Genomic DNA, 13,730 nt, shown 5'->3' with positions numbered 1-13,730 from the left:
ATTTTAATAATTTTTCCAGACGAATGTTTTATAATTGAATATCAGCGGAGTGAATATAATGAATGTTGCCATCGGCATCTTCGAGCATTAATACTCCTTCGTCCGTAATACCAAGCGCCATTCCACGAAGCGTCCCGCTCAATGTTCGAGCGGTAATTTCTTTGCCAATGCTAATCGCATACCCTTCCCATAATAATTTAATTGGTCGAAAGCCATGTTGTAAATATTGACGATAAAGCATCTCTATTTTGAATAAAATTTCTTGAACTAATTCAGCACGTTTGATTTTTTCTCCTTTTTCAATGGCTAGCGATGTAGCGATGGCACGAATATCTTCCGGAAATTGTTCGACCGTTTGATTGACATTAATCCCCATTCCGATAATAACAGAATGGATACGGTCTGGTTCGGCTTGTAATTCGGTTAAAATGCCCACACATTTTTTCCCGTTAATTAAGATATCGTTCGGCCATTTAATATCGGGAACAAGACCTGTAACGTCCTGAATCGCTTGAGCGATCGCAACAGCTGTCAGCAATGTCAGATGAGGAGCTTTTTGCGGCGGAATCGGCGGGCGTAAAATTAAGCTCATCCATATCCCTGTTCCTTTTGGAGAAAACCAATTCCGCGCCATACGTCCACGGCCAGCTATCTGCTGTTCGGCCACAACAAGCGTCCCTTCCTTTGCCCCTTCATACGCTAATTTTTGCGCAATTGTTTGCGTCGATGTAACTTCTTCTTCAAAATGAATGTATCGCCCAAGCGTTTCCGTCTTTAAGCCGAGCTGAATTTCATTCGCCGTCACTTTATCCGGTGTGTTCACAATGCGATAGCCGAGGCGGCGCACCGCCTCTAATTCAAACCCTTCTTTGCGTAAATCCTCGATATGCTTCCATACGGCTGTGCGTGAACAGCCAAGAATTTCGCTAATTTTTTGTCCGGAAATAAAATCGCCTTTTGCCTCAGAAAATAACTCTAGCAGTTTTTTTCGTGTTTCTGATTGCACGGAATGAGCCACTCCTTTATTTGCTCCTTTTTATTATCGATGACCCCATTGATAACAGCCCGCTCTACCATCGCCAACATATCCGCAATCCATGGTCCGCTCGGACGCTTGTACCATTCGATTAAATCTTTTCCGTTAATCGCTAATTCTTTTCGCTCTTTAATTGGCAAAGAAGCGAATAACTGTTGCAATCGGTTCTGATTTTCTAAGATTGACTCCCCAGATATAAGGGAACGAATCGCTTCCGCTGCGCAGGAATGTTCAATCCCGAATTCGTACAAACGCTCTTTTGTCCAATCCGCATATGACTGGATTATGTTCATAATGTGTAAAATCGCTTCAACTTCCTTGATAAGACGGTTTGGTAATTTCCAAGCACGTAAAAATGAATGAGCATCCGATAGATGAAGCATGTAGCAAAGAAATCCCCACCGCTGTCCACGCGAAGAAAGAGCTGTCCAGTCATAATCGATGAGCGTTCGAAGTTCCGCTTCCTTGGCGCGAAGCCCCGGTAAATACAAAAATAATTGCGTTTCCACTAACAAGGAAAAAGCTTGTTGGGCAAACGGTCCTTCCATTAATTTTTCAAATTCGATCGTGATTCGCTCAACAGAAATATGGGCAAGAAGTGAAGTGTGTTCGATGATCGCCTGTTTTGTTTCCTCGCTAAGTTGAAACCCTAATTGGCTAACAAAGCGAAGCGCGCGCATCATTCGCAACGCATCTTCGGAAAAGCGTTCCTTCGCATTGCCAACAGTACGAATAATACGCTTTGAAATCGCTTCTTGTCCATGAAACGGATCAATCAATTGTCCATGTTCATCCATCGCAATGGCATTCATCGTAAAGTCGCGACGCTGTAAATCTTCATAAAGTGAACGAACAAACGTCACCGATTCAGGTCGACGGTAATCTTCGTATTTTCCTTCAGTGCGAAACGTCGTTACTTCATACGGCGTTCCCTCGTGTATTACAGCGACCGTTCCATGTTCAAGACCAACGGCAATCGTTTTCGGAAATAGGCGCATCACTTCTTCCGGCAATGCAGATGTCGCAATATCGACATCGCCAATCGGCCGGTTTAGTAATAGATCGCGCACCGCTCCTCCGACAAAATATGCTTCATGTCCATGTTGTTGCAATGTGCGAATGATGCCAAGCGCTGTTTGGAATGGTTCTTTCATCCCTTCACCTCTTTTACGAGCGAAATATAAATGTCTTCATATTGTTGTACGATTTGTTGGGAATGAAATTTTTCATAAACGGTCCGGAGTGCGCGCTCTGCCATGTATGTATGAAGGTGATCGTCCATTAAAATTCGCAACGTGTTTTCCGCCACTTCTTCGATATTTCCTAGTTCACAGAGAAATCCTGTCTCTCCGTCTTCAATCACTTCCGGAATACCGCCAATACTCGTACCAATACATGGAACGCCGCACGCCATCGCTTCCAGCAACACAAGCCCAAAACTTTCCTTCTCTGATAAAAGTAATTTTACGTCACTGATTGAATACAGTTCCTCTAATTTCTCTTGTTTTCCTAAAAAGCGTACATCATCTGTTAAGCCAAGCTGTCTCACTAAACGGCAAACAACGATCATTTCTGGTCCGTCACCGACAAGCAATAGCTTCGCTGGAATTTGCTTTCGGATGAGCGAAAAAGCGCGAACGACATCCGGTACTCGCTTTACCCGACGAAAATTGGATACGTGAATGAGCACTTTCTCATCCTCACGAATACCGTATTCTTCTTTTAAATGAGCAGCATTTTTTTTACGGTACACGCGCTCATCAACAAAGTTATAAACGGTACGAATCGGTTTTTGAACATCAAGCAGTTCGTACGTTTGGTTGACAAGAGCATTTGAAACAGCAGTAACAATGTCGGATTGTTCAATACCAAATTTAATCATATCGCTTAACGATGGATCGTATCCAAGAACCGTAATGTCCGTACCATGCAGAGTCGTGACAATTTTCAAATGCTCGCCGACCATTTGTCGTGCAAGCACAGCACAAACGGCATGCGGAATCGCATAGTGTACATGCAGCACATCAAGCTTTTCACGTTTAGCGACTTCCGCAATTTTGCTCGCTAGTGCTAAATCGTATGGCGGATATTGAAAAACAGAATATTGATTCACGCTAACTTCATGATAATAGATGTTTCCATACAATTTATTCAAGCGAAACGGCATGCTTGATGAGATGAAATGAATTTCATGCCCTTTCTCTGCTAATAATTTTCCTAATTCTGTGGCGACAACCCCTGAACCGCCGACAGTTGGATAACAAACAATTCCTATTTTTAATCTCATGTCTTCTCTCCTAACAAATCGTTTGAGATGATTATAGGTTTTTTCGTCATAAATCCTTCGGCAAAGGCGACACCAACCTCTTTTCCCCATAATCGTTCCCGGCTCTCAACCATTTCAATATACCCGTTCGTTAATGGAGTATCGACAGATTCAGCTGTTTTTGTAAATTGGCTTTCGTACGCACGCAAACTGTCCAGTTTCGCATCGATCGTTTCACTAATATCAATGACAAAATTCGGGCGCTCGCATGCATTAATCATATAGTAGTATAAATGATTGACGCGATGAGCTGGCAATTGTGCTGACTCATAACGACGAATTCCCGCTGAAAACACAGCTTCCTCGACAAGAGCCCCACAATGCCCATGATCAGGATGACGATCGACCCAATACGGAGCAAACACAACTTGCGGACGGTACGTTCGAATAACGGAAACGATGCGGCGAATCGCGTCTTCCGTCCGGTACAATCCACGGTCGGGAAGACCAAGGTTGATTCTGACGGACACCCCTAAAATTGCAGCCGCTTTCGCTGCTTCTTGTTGGCGTATCTCTACCGTTCCGTTTGAAGACAATTCAGCTAATGTTAAATCACAAATGCCAATTCGATAACCTTTTTTTGCATATTTGGCAATCGTTCCGCCCATGCCGATTTCGACATCATCCGGGTGTGCCCCAAACGCTAAGATGTGCAATCGTTCACTCATCATATGTTTCACCTTGTCTTTTATGAATAATATCGCGCCATGCAAAATCGCCGCGCTCCAGTCCTTTGATTAAAATTTCGGCCGTGCCCATATTGGTTGCCAAAGGAACAGAATATACATCGCATAGACGAATGAGCGCGCTGACATCCGGCTCGTGCGGCTGCGCCGTTAACGGATCACGGAAAAACAGCACCATATCCATTTCATTTCGTGCAATCATCGCCCCAATTTCTTGATCGCCGCCTAATGGGCCTGATTGAAAACGATGCACGTGCAGCCCTGTCGCTTCTTGAATACGCAAGCCGGTTGTTCCTGTCGCATACAGTTCATGCTGTTCTAATACAGCTTTGTAAGCCGTGACAAATTGAATCATATCGGCTTTCTTCTTATCATGTGCGATTAACGCGATTTTCAAAAGGACACCTCCATTGATTATTCAATAATATGTTCAAGACCGTACACGAGAGTATGTAAGTTCATCACCGTCTCAACGGAAAGCTTTACTCCGGACATAAATGAAGCACGGTGAAACGAGTCATGGCGAATTGTTAATGCTTGTCCATGACCGCCGAAAATGACTTCTTGATGCGCGATAAGACCCGGGAGACGAACGCTATGAATTGGAATCCCATCATACGTAGCTCCGCGTGCGCCTTCAAGCGTTTCTTTTTCATTTGGATGTCCTTGTTTTTTCGTTGGTCGCACCATGGAAATCAATTGGGCAGTTTTCACCGCTGTTCCAGACGGGGCATCAAGTTTTTGATCATGATGCAGCTCGATAATTTCAACATCAGTAAAGTATTTCGCTGCCATTTGGGCAAACTTCATCATTAAAATCGCACCAACTGCAAAATTCGGGGCGATAATCGCTCCAAGTCCTTTTTCCTCCGCTAATTTTGTTAACCGCTCCAAGTCCTCCTCCGTAAAGCCGGTCGTACCGACAACAGGACGAACTCCATATTGCAAAGCAATCTCCGTATGTTTTTTTCCGGCTTCCGGCGTTGTCAAATCAATAAGAACATCCGGCTTCACTTCTTGAAAGCAGCGTTCAATATCGGTGAAAATCGGAGCTTCAATCCCGGCAAAACCATCGATATTTGCCAAATTTCCACCATCATTGATACGATCGATTACAGCGACAAGTTCAAAATGATCAGTATGATGAACAAGAGAGACCGCTTCTCGTCCCATACGTCCACGCGGGCCTGCCACAACTACTTTAATCTTTTGCATGATTTTTCCACTCCTATTCCTCTTTTCTTGTCCAGCGATGTTGATCACGCGTACGGAATTTTTCCATAACTAGATCATGAGCTTGTTGAAGGTCGATGTGAAGTGAATTGGCAAAACAAATGAGTACAAATAATAAGTCCCCTAATTCTTCCTCAATCGTTTTTTCTTTCTCCGTCTTTTTCTTCGGTTTTTCACCATAATAATGATTCACTTCACGAGCTAATTCCCCAAGCTCTTCTGTCAGTCTTGCTAGCATGGCAAGCGGACTAAAATATCCTTCTTTAAATTGACTAATATACGCATCGACTTCTTGTTGAAGCTGTTTCATCGTTTTTTCTTGCATGAATGTCACCTCTCATTCTTTCATGTTAGCTAAAAGAGAGGGTTTTGACAAATATTTTTGCGCTACATTGCTTGTATGAAAAACTTCCTCTATAATTAAGGGCGCCAACTATTTCTGGATATATGGAGGGTGATTATGGTTTTCGGGCTGAAAATAAAAAATATCTTTTTTATTTTACTTGGTGCTGCGATTTTTGCATTTGGGCTTGTCCATTTTAATATGCAAAATAATTTGGCTGAGGGGGGATTTACTGGCATTACGCTGCTTCTTTATTTCCTGTTTGGGATTGATCCATCGATTACAAATTTGGTGCTCAACGTTCCTCTGTTTTTTATCGGATGGAAATTGCTTGGTCGCAATTCGTTTTTATATACGATTATCGGAACAGTGGGATTATCGCTTTTTCTCTGGATTTTTCAGCGCTATACGATTCATATGCCGCTCAAGCATGATTTAACGTTAGCCGCGTTATTTGCCGGCGTATTTATTGGAATTGGACTTGGAATTATTTTTCGTTACGGTGGAACGACAGGTGGTGTCGATATTATTGCTCGGCTTATTTATAAATATAAAGGCATCAGCATGGGAAAAACGATGTTTACGTTCGATGCCGTCGTGATTACTCTTTCGCTGCTTTTATACCTTTCCTATCGTGAAGCGATGTATACGCTTGTCGCTGTCTTTGTCGCTGCTCGCGTGATCGATTTTATGCAAGAAGGAGGATATGCGGCAAAAGGAGCGACGATTATTTCGGAAAAAAGTGAAGAAATCGCGAATAAAATTTTGACGGAAATGGAACGAGGGGTAACGATATTAAAAGGAAGGGGTTCATATACGAAGCGCGACCGCGATGTATTGTATTGCGTCGTCGCTAAAAATGAATTGCCGCGCTTAAAAAGCGTTATTATTTCTGTTGACCCTCATGCATTCGTAGCGGTGAGCGATGTACACGATGTGCTGGGCGAGGGCTTTACTCTTGATGAAAATAAACGACCGATTGAAAATTAGTCTTTTATTGAGAAATATGGTTACCAAAGAATATTACGAAAGGGGCTAGCGCAGCCCCTTTTAGCGTCGCGTATAAAACGTTACTTTTATTCTTGCTCATGTGTCCGATTTTTTTCTTTTTCACCGCGATATTTGCGCCAACCGACGTAGGTTAACGTTAAAATAATGATGCTTCCTGTAGAAATCATTACCCATAATAATGATGAGTCTGCTTCATCTTTTTTCACATGGTCAAATACCGCTTGCAAGTGTTGTTCCATATCATTCAGTTGTTTCATTTGCTCATCTTGACTTAGTTGCCGGAATTGCGGAGTTTGTAACCGCTGTAAGTCGATATCCACTTGCTTGGCCCATTCTGGCTCAACATCAATTTTTACACTTGGTTCAATGATTTCATATTGATTTAAAAACTGATGAAGGGATGTTTCAAATGCTTGCTGTTCTCCTCTCTCAACTGTTTGCTTGAGTTGTTGGAACGCCTCCATAATAGGTTCTTTCATTTCCGACCAAAGTGGTTGATGAGTCGAATGAATGGCATCCACAACAAGCCGAAATTGGATGACCTTGTCAATGCGTTCTTCTGTTGGCAATGTGGATGCAGTAAGCGTTTTTAAGGCACCTTCATGGGTAATCGTAATGGCACGAAGCTCATCCGCCGATTTAAGTTGTTCACGGGCATGCAATTTCAAAAACTCTTTCGAAAAATATGTGAGTACTTCCTTCGCTTCCTCAAAGCGTTCGTTTTTTGCCAGCTGTAATGCTGTATCGGAAATTTGATCAAGCTTTTCCCAGCCTGCTTGATCGGAAGCAGCGTAAGTAATGATCGGAAATAAACATATTATTATCATAAACAATAGCGATATTCGCCTCATTCTTGTCCCTCCTCCGCTAACTACTATCAATGTATGAGGAGGTGGACAAGAGTAGACCATTATTTTAACGGAAAGTGAAGGCGATCGTTTCGAACACATAGAACATATGCAATACTAATGGAAGCAATGCTTAACCAAAATGTGAAGTAGCCGATTTGTGGAATATATTGTTCAAGGACACTATATCGCGGTAACATACGAAACACATAATCAATGACATCATTATGTAAGGTCCATATCGCGGCAACGGCTAAATGTGGCCATTTTATACGATAAAATGGCGCGTACACGATCCCTTCGATCGCCATCGCCCCGTGTGATAAAATGAGCATCCAAGCAATCGGATCAAGCGTTCCAGTTACCTTCCATACTAATATATTCATGACAACCGCCCAAATGCCGTATTTAAACAATGTCACGATTGCCAACGCTTCCATTAGCGGCCAATTTCGTTTCAGTAAAAAAGCAATAAGCACGAATACAAAAAATAAACTGGCCGTCGGACTATCAGGAACGAATAATAAAAATTTCGCGGGAGTTTCAGATAATTGGTTACCATACCATATGTATCCATAAACAGTTCCGATGATATTAACAATCAATAACATCCATAAAACGGAACGATGAATAAGGAAAGGAAATATCCACTTCATATGTTACACCTACTTTCTATGTAGCCGTAAAGAAAAAAGCTGACTAACAGTAGCCAGCTTTTTTTCTGTTGTGTATCATTATTTTTCTTTTAATCCTGCGATAAATTCAGAAAGCTTTTTCAACTCTTCGTCTGTACCTTTAAAGACGCCCGGTGGCATGTTACCTCTACCGTTTTTCGCAATTTTCGCGATTTCTTCCGGTTTTAAGCCTGTGCCAACAAGTGAAGGTGCTGCTGCTCCACCAGAAAGGTTTTCGCCATGACATGTTGTGCATGTATTGGCTTGAGCAATTTTATATCCTTCGGCGTTTTTATCAATTTCCACTTGTGCACGAATTTTCCCTTGTTCAGCCGCTTTTTTCCAGTCGTGAGTAACAACTGACTCCCAAGTAAGGAAAATCATTGCAGCAAGCGTTAACAACATCATTCCTACCGCCACTGGCCGCTTCGTCGGACGACGCTCCGGTCCACGATCTAAAAACGGCGCTAACAACAAAGCACCAAAGGCAAGGCCCGGTATAATAATAGCGCCAACCACCGTATAAGGACCTGACGCATACGAATATTTGAGCAATTGATACAAGAATAAGAAATACCAGTCTGGAAGCGGAATATACGACGTATCGGTTGGATCAGCGATACGTTCCAATGGAGACGGATGAGCAACGGTTAAGCATAAAAATCCGACTAAAAAGACGGAACCGACCATCCATTCTTTTAATAAGAAGTTCGGCCAAAACGCTTCTGTTTTCCCAGGATATTCCGAATAGTCTTTCGGAATATTCGGCTTTCTTACGGCAGAAACGCGGGAATCGCCGACAAATTTCATCCCTTTTCCGCGATGCATATGTTCCCCTCCTTTTTCTCATAGGCTCTCATGAACAGCCTGTACATTTTACAGCGGACCAGAAATCCCTTGTTTGCGAATCATTAAGAAGTGGGCAGCCATTAACCCCAGCAATATTCCCGGTAAGAAAAACACATGAATCGCAAAGAAACGCGTTAACGTTTGGGCACCGACGATTTCAGGGTGACCAGCAAGTAACGTTTTCACCGCTGTTCCGATGACAGGAGTTGCCTCTGCAATTTGTAAACCTACTTTTGTCGCGAATAACGCTTTCATATCCCAAGGCAATAAGTATCCTGTAAAGCCAAGTCCCATCATAACCATGAAAATTAATACGCCAACAATCCAGTTTAACTCACGTGGTTTTTTGTACGCACCTTGGAAAAAGACACGTAATGTATGTAAAAACATCATGACGATAACGAGACTTGCTCCCCAGTGATGCATACCGCGTACAATTTGCCCGAACGCGACTTCATTTTGTAAGTAATATACAGATTCCCAAGCGTTTTTAATATCCGGAACATAATACATCGTTAAAAACATTCCAGATAAAATTTGAATGACCGTGACAAAGAATGTTAATCCGCCAAAACAGTAAACAAACGCAGAAAAATGGTGTGCCGGGTTCACATGTTCCGGAACTTCATGGTCAGCGATATCGCGCCACAAAGGCGTAATATCTAGACGTTCGTCCACCCAGTCATAAATCTTATTTAACACGTATTACGCCCCCCCTCGTGGTTTCGCTTTACCTAAGTATAATTTGCCGTCTTTGACCTTGTATTCGTAACGGTCTAACGGATGCATAGGCGGTGTTCCCGGAACGTTGGTACCATCTTTTGTGTAACGTCCATAGTGACACGGACAGAAAAACTGATTTGGGTGTTCTTTATCAGCGTTCCAGTTGACCGTACAGCCAAGATGTTTACAGATTGGAGATAATGCGACGATATCGCCTTTCTCATTCTTATACACCCACGCAGATTTCGGCTCTTCCGATTCATACCATGCGTCTTTCACTTTGACTTTAAAGTCAAAGCGTTGAGGCTCTGTCGTGATATCCTTTACTTGCGCCACCGGTACCATCTCTGCACCAGCTTCTTCCTTTAGAATCGGATCGAGTGCAAAACGCACCATCGGCATTAACATTCCAGCAGCCATAAATCCGCCAACACCTGTTAACGTGTAGTTTAAAAATTGACGTCTAGACACCCGATGTTTGTTGCTCATCGTTTTCCCCCCTCTATACAAAGTTAAGTCCATCCGGACAGAATCGTATAACACATATAAAACTAGGACATTCTAATGATAGCTCAAGACGCCGACAAGGTCAATATTATCATCAGTGTAATCGCTAACATTCAAAAAATATCCATCTATGTCCATTGCGAAATGAATGCGCTTAACAATTGAGATATTTGTTCGTGAATGACTTGTTGCTTGTACGTTTCGTCCATATCATAAAACGGAATCATCGGCAATGAAAAAAGCGTCCCTTCCAGCTTGGATTCTGCTTCCTTCCATTCACGGTCGCACGCTACATAAAACACGTGTTTCATACCGTTTTCCTTTAATTCTCTTGTCCATTCTGCTAGTCGCCGAACTCGCTCCTCATGTCGTTCCGTCACGAAATAAGTAAACGGTGGTAATAAAAATAGCCGTCCTTTTAATTGTCGCTCCAGTTCCCCTGTCAACAGTTGAACGAATTCCCCCACAGAAGCAGTAGCCTTCGCTCCGCTAGAAAGCGAAAGCGGCATAAGCGGAATCACCGCGGTATCAATATAGTCTTTTTCTTTTAAATACAATTCCACATCATTGACGGTCCACTTCACACTCATTCTCTCCTCTTTTTTACAAAATCATCCCTTATCAACATACCATATTTACAGCCAAAAAGAAAAACCTTGCCGGCAGCAAGGTGTTATAATCGTTTTAACTTTTCTGTCAATCGCTTAAATTCTTCTTCATCTTGGCGATCTAATGCCTCATCGATAAGCTTCATTAGGCGTTCTTTTTGAAAATCATGGAGCGATTTTTCTAAAAATTGTTCTGCTAACATCTGGTCTTTTTCATTTACATACAAGTGCTTTGGTGCGTATGGATTTTCTTCTAATACGGCGACGTATTGCGGCGAATGGAAGGAAGCACGGAAATTCAGCTGAATATAAATATCTTCATCGCGGTTTAAACGAATGTCATGAAATGATTTTTCTGCATCTGTTGTCATTACATTTCCTTTATAAAAACGAAACGGCACGTCGTCCACACAATGGGTGGACATAACGATGCCACGCGGGCAATATTGAGCATTTTCGACAAAATGAACTTTTTGCATCAACTGGTCATGGCTCATTAAATAGTTTAAAATCCATACACACTCACGTCTTTTGAGTTGATAATGACTTAAAAACCAGCGAATAAACTCCTTTTTCTCATTTACGGATACATGGGCCATCATTTGCTTCCCTCCTCTATCGTTTTCCAAGAAAGAGGTCATGTTCCCCCGATACACGTACATTATTCTTCTTCTAGCTCAAGTAACATATGCGCTGCCTCTGTATGTGTAGGATCGATGCGAACGATCTCTTGAAAAATGGCTTTTGCTTCCTTGCGCTGTCCTTCTTCAATAAGAAAATAACCATATTCTTCCAAAAAGTCGACGTCATTCTTAAAGAAAGTATATGCCTCTTGGTAATGATTTAATGCATCGGAATACATCTCTAGCTTATGTTTGGCACGAGCTAAATCCCATTCAAATTGCGGATCGTACTCTCCTTGTTTGATCGATTCTTCGATGTAAGCAACTACGTCCTCATAGCGTTCTTGATGCAATAATACTTTTGTTAGCGTCAGCAGTGCCTCAATATATCCTGGATCGATTTCAATTGCCTTACGTAAGAACGGTTCCGCCTCATCCGCTTTTCCAAGTTTCAAAGCAATTTTTCCAGCATATAACAATAACTCCTTGTTCCATTCATTAATCGCCAATCCTTGTTTGGCTGTTTCATAGCTTTGATCGAGCTGTCCCTCATGCTCATAAGCTTTCGCTAAATACAAATATAATGGTACATATTCTGGGTCAAGAGTTTTTAGTTCTGTGAATTTTTCAATGGCGGTTTGATAATATTCCGCTTGAAATGCGGTAAATCCGTAGCCGAACAACGTATGGCTATCCACTTTTTCCTGTAATGCTTGCTCATAATATGGAAGTGCTTGTTCAAACTCTCCGAGTAAGCTAAGCGCTTCGGCCATCCGCTGTGGAATATATGTTCCAGCAATGGTCGTCTCTTTTTCCAATACTTTCTGATAAAAGTCGATGCTTTTTTGATAATGTCCGTTCGCAAAATAAAGTTCAGCAAGAGCAAACTGAACAATCGGCTCATCGGGCATTTTCTCATATGCTTTCTTTAACTTTTGTTCGCTCACTTCCTCTAACCCTTGCATTTGATAAAGGTCTGCCGCAAGCAAGCACGCACGTGGAAACAACGGGTCGTCTTCGTCAATGTCCGCTAAAATGTCGAGCGCCTTTTCCTCTTCATCAAGCTCCGTATACACTTCTGCTAAAAATAGCAACACGTCTCCTTCATCGGGATAACGAAGCGCCAGCTCCTCGAGAATCGCGCGAGCTTCATCTAACATTCCCCACGAAAACAAGTGTTCCGCGAGCATATATTTTTCTTCATCGCTACATTCCGCTTTTACTTTTGGAACGAGCGCTAACGCTTTTTCAATTTCCCCGTTTTCAACAAGCTGGACGATTTCGTCGATTCGTTTCATGTATAAAACCCTTCCTTACTCAAAGTATGCGGAAAACATTCCCGGCGCGCGAATCGTTCGCTCTTTGCCAAAGCCGGGGTAGAAAAAGAATTGCTCCTGTACTTTTAACAGTCTTCCTTTATGAACTGTAATAACAGGAACATGATTATCATAATCGACAATCTCATTTTGAGCAACTAAACGGCTCAATAACTCATGCTCATACAGGTTATAATCTACTTCGCCACCAATGCGCAGATCTCCTTTTTGTGGATAAATACCAATTTTCTTCAATACGTCTAACGACAATGGTGTACGCTCTTGTAGTGAAAACGGGACAAATGGCAGGCGATTAGCGTATAACACCTTGCACCAGAGCGCTTCTAGCTTTTTTGATCGTTCATTGTTCATCCAATGTGGAACGAACGTAAGCGGATACGCATACAGCGCTTCGTAAATCCAGCTCCATGGGATATCGTGCAATACTTCGTCCCCTTGCAAGTCAATAAAAATGACTGGAATTTTCAGCCGTTTGCATGTTCGAACAAATGATGGAGTTAGCGTACGGAGAGGGATCTTCACACCGATGAAATAATCAATGGGGCTGTTTAATAAATGTTGTCGCAATTGTTGTAATGCTTTTGGTAATTGTTTTTCATATACAACATCACATACAGCAAGCAATGTTGTACATCCTCTTGCAATCAAGTGTTGCTGTACATATTGCTTAAATTCGGAAAAAGTACGCGGCTGTTGAAAAGAAAAGTCAAGCATAACATGCCCGGGTGTCAGCAAAAATTCTCTTACCGGCATGCGAATCCATTGATACTGCTTTGTCTGACCGCTTATGTAATCAATGCGATTCCCGTCAACAACTAATGAGCAGCGCTCAATTCGCTGATTTTTTACTAAATGTGCTTCATCAATAATATAAGGCATGTTTTCATCCCTCCTTTTAAGACAAGCTATGAAGGAAATGAGAAACA

At 42.2% G+C, this 13,730-nt stretch carries 17 protein-coding genes; 1 reads left to right on the top strand and 16 read right to left on the bottom strand.

Annotated elements, in window-relative coordinates; translation table 11 throughout:
• Positions 1–28: 28 nt before the first annotated feature.
• From HNR31_RS08960 to HNR31_RS08930, 7 genes are read right to left on the bottom strand one after another with little or no spacing between them, the layout of a single operon-like run.
• Positions 29–1,018 carry a biotin--[acetyl-CoA-carboxylase] ligase gene (locus tag HNR31_RS08960; protein WP_181555924.1) on the bottom strand — a complete coding sequence of 330 codons (990 nt, stop codon included), beginning with the start codon at positions 1,016–1,018 and terminating at the stop codon, positions 29–31.
• Positions 976–2,190, bottom strand: coding sequence for a CCA tRNA nucleotidyltransferase (locus HNR31_RS08955; RefSeq protein WP_181555923.1), 1,215 nt, complete (start codon positions 2,188–2,190; stop codon positions 976–978). Before HNR31_RS08955 ends, HNR31_RS08960 begins: the two co-directional genes overlap by 43 nt.
• On the bottom strand, positions 2,187–3,323 hold the full coding sequence (gene bshA, locus HNR31_RS08950) for an N-acetyl-alpha-D-glucosaminyl L-malate synthase BshA (protein WP_181555922.1): 1,137 nt from the start codon (positions 3,321–3,323) through the stop codon (positions 2,187–2,189). The genes HNR31_RS08955 and bshA overlap by 4 nt, the downstream gene beginning before the upstream one ends.
• Positions 3,320–4,030 (bottom strand): bacillithiol biosynthesis deacetylase BshB1, encoded by a 711-nt coding sequence (gene bshB1 / locus HNR31_RS08945; RefSeq protein WP_181555921.1) that lies wholly within the window; start codon positions 4,028–4,030, stop codon positions 3,320–3,322. Before bshB1 ends, bshA begins: the two co-directional genes overlap by 4 nt.
• A complete protein-coding gene (gene mgsA, locus HNR31_RS08940) occupies positions 4,023–4,445 on the bottom strand; it encodes a methylglyoxal synthase (RefSeq protein WP_181555920.1) in 423 nt (140 codons plus the stop codon). The genes bshB1 and mgsA overlap by 8 nt, the downstream gene beginning before the upstream one ends.
• A 17-nt stretch (positions 4,446–4,462) precedes the next feature.
• A complete protein-coding gene (gene dapB, locus HNR31_RS08935; protein WP_181555919.1) occupies positions 4,463–5,263 on the bottom strand; it encodes a 4-hydroxy-tetrahydrodipicolinate reductase in 801 nt (266 codons plus the stop codon).
• A gap of 13 nt (positions 5,264–5,276) precedes the next feature.
• Complete coding sequence (locus tag HNR31_RS08930) at positions 5,277–5,606, bottom strand: nucleotide pyrophosphohydrolase (RefSeq protein WP_181555918.1); 330 nt, start codon at positions 5,604–5,606, stop codon at positions 5,277–5,279.
• 135 nt (positions 5,607–5,741) lie between these two features.
• Between HNR31_RS08930 and HNR31_RS08925 the strand changes: the two genes are divergently transcribed.
• Positions 5,742–6,614 carry a YitT family protein gene (locus tag HNR31_RS08925; RefSeq protein WP_181555917.1) on the top strand — a complete coding sequence of 291 codons (873 nt, stop codon included), beginning with the start codon at positions 5,742–5,744 and terminating at the stop codon, positions 6,612–6,614.
• Positions 6,615–6,700: 86 nt separating this feature from the next.
• Here HNR31_RS08925 and ypjB read toward each other — a convergent pair whose 3' ends face one another.
• The 9 genes from ypjB to HNR31_RS08880 form a co-directional block, all read right to left on the bottom strand.
• Positions 6,701–7,486: a sporulation protein YpjB gene (ypjB, locus tag HNR31_RS08920; RefSeq protein ID WP_181555916.1), complete on the bottom strand. Its 786-nt coding sequence runs from the start codon at positions 7,484–7,486 to the stop codon at positions 6,701–6,703.
• A gap of 59 nt (positions 7,487–7,545) precedes the next feature.
• Positions 7,546–8,139: a lipoprotein heptaprenylglyceryl N-acetyltransferase LhaT gene (gene lhaT / locus HNR31_RS08915; RefSeq protein ID WP_181555915.1), complete on the bottom strand. Its 594-nt coding sequence runs from the start codon at positions 8,137–8,139 to the stop codon at positions 7,546–7,548.
• A 78-nt stretch (positions 8,140–8,217) separates the two neighbouring features.
• Positions 8,218–8,985 (bottom strand): menaquinol-cytochrome c reductase cytochrome b/c subunit, encoded by a 768-nt coding sequence (locus HNR31_RS08910; protein WP_181555914.1) that lies wholly within the window; start codon positions 8,983–8,985, stop codon positions 8,218–8,220.
• Positions 8,986–9,033: 48 nt separating this feature from the next.
• Entirely contained in the window at positions 9,034–9,708 is a 675-nt protein-coding gene (gene qcrB / locus HNR31_RS08905) for a menaquinol-cytochrome c reductase cytochrome b subunit (RefSeq protein WP_181555913.1), read from the bottom strand.
• 3 nt (positions 9,709–9,711) lie between these two features.
• Positions 9,712–10,218, bottom strand: a complete 507-nt coding sequence (locus HNR31_RS08900) for a QcrA and Rieske domain-containing protein (protein WP_181555912.1) — start codon at positions 10,216–10,218, stop codon at positions 9,712–9,714.
• A gap of 146 nt (positions 10,219–10,364) precedes the next feature.
• Positions 10,365–10,826, bottom strand: a complete 462-nt coding sequence (locus HNR31_RS08895; RefSeq protein WP_220129472.1) for a YpiF family protein — start codon at positions 10,824–10,826, stop codon at positions 10,365–10,367.
• Between the two features lie 83 nt (positions 10,827–10,909).
• Positions 10,910–11,443, bottom strand: a complete 534-nt coding sequence (locus HNR31_RS08890) for a ReoY family proteolytic degradation factor (RefSeq protein ID WP_181556109.1) — start codon at positions 11,441–11,443, stop codon at positions 10,910–10,912.
• Positions 11,444–11,505: 62 nt separating this feature from the next.
• Positions 11,506–12,765, bottom strand: coding sequence for a tetratricopeptide repeat protein (locus HNR31_RS08885; protein WP_181555910.1), 1,260 nt, complete (start codon positions 12,763–12,765; stop codon positions 11,506–11,508).
• Positions 12,766–12,780: 15 nt separating this feature from the next.
• Positions 12,781–13,683, bottom strand: a complete 903-nt coding sequence (locus HNR31_RS08880) for a hypothetical protein (RefSeq protein WP_181555909.1) — start codon at positions 13,681–13,683, stop codon at positions 12,781–12,783.
• Positions 13,684–13,730 lie beyond the last annotated feature (47 nt).

It is taken from the genome of Thermaerobacillus caldiproteolyticus (genome assembly GCF_013761245.1).
In the GTDB taxonomy this organism is placed as follows: domain Bacteria; phylum Bacillota; class Bacilli; order Bacillales; family Anoxybacillaceae; genus Thermaerobacillus; species Thermaerobacillus caldiproteolyticus.
This window is presented reverse-complemented; position numbering and strand designations above follow the sequence as displayed.

Bases quoted from the DNA above. Each gene is read 5' to 3' on its own strand.
- HNR31_RS08955 (WP_181555923.1), bottom strand. From the start codon at position 2,190: ATGAAAGAACCATTCCAAACAGCGCTTGGCATCATTCGCACATTGCAA.
- lhaT (WP_181555915.1), bottom strand. From the start codon at position 8,139: ATGAAGTGGATATTTCCTTTCCTTATTCATCGTTCCGTTTTATGGATG.
- ypjB (WP_181555916.1), bottom strand. From the start codon at position 7,486: ATGAGGCGAATATCGCTATTGTTTATGATAATAATATGTTTATTTCCG.
- bshB1 (WP_181555921.1), bottom strand. From the start codon at position 4,030: ATGAGTGAACGATTGCACATCTTAGCGTTTGGGGCACACCCGGATGAT.
- HNR31_RS08910 (WP_181555914.1), bottom strand. From the start codon at position 8,985: ATGCATCGCGGAAAAGGGATGAAATTTGTCGGCGATTCCCGCGTTTCT.
- HNR31_RS08895 (WP_220129472.1), bottom strand. From the start codon at position 10,826: ATGAGTGTGAAGTGGACCGTCAATGATGTGGAATTGTATTTAAAAGAA.
- HNR31_RS08885 (WP_181555910.1), bottom strand. From the start codon at position 12,765: ATGAAACGAATCGACGAAATCGTCCAGCTTGTTGAAAACGGGGAAATT.
- HNR31_RS08890 (WP_181556109.1), bottom strand. From the start codon at position 11,443: ATGGCCCATGTATCCGTAAATGAGAAAAAGGAGTTTATTCGCTGGTTT.
- dapB (WP_181555919.1), bottom strand. From the start codon at position 5,263: ATGCAAAAGATTAAAGTAGTTGTGGCAGGCCCGCGTGGACGTATGGGA.
- bshA (WP_181555922.1), bottom strand. From the start codon at position 3,323: ATGAGATTAAAAATAGGAATTGTTTGTTATCCAACTGTCGGCGGTTCA.
- HNR31_RS08880 (WP_181555909.1), bottom strand. From the start codon at position 13,683: ATGCCTTATATTATTGATGAAGCACATTTAGTAAAAAATCAGCGAATT.
- HNR31_RS08930 (WP_181555918.1), bottom strand. From the start codon at position 5,606: ATGCAAGAAAAAACGATGAAACAGCTTCAACAAGAAGTCGATGCGTAT.
- HNR31_RS08900 (WP_181555912.1), bottom strand. From the start codon at position 10,218: ATGAGCAACAAACATCGGGTGTCTAGACGTCAATTTTTAAACTACACG.
- HNR31_RS08925 (WP_181555917.1), top strand. From the start codon at position 5,742: ATGGTTTTCGGGCTGAAAATAAAAAATATCTTTTTTATTTTACTTGGT.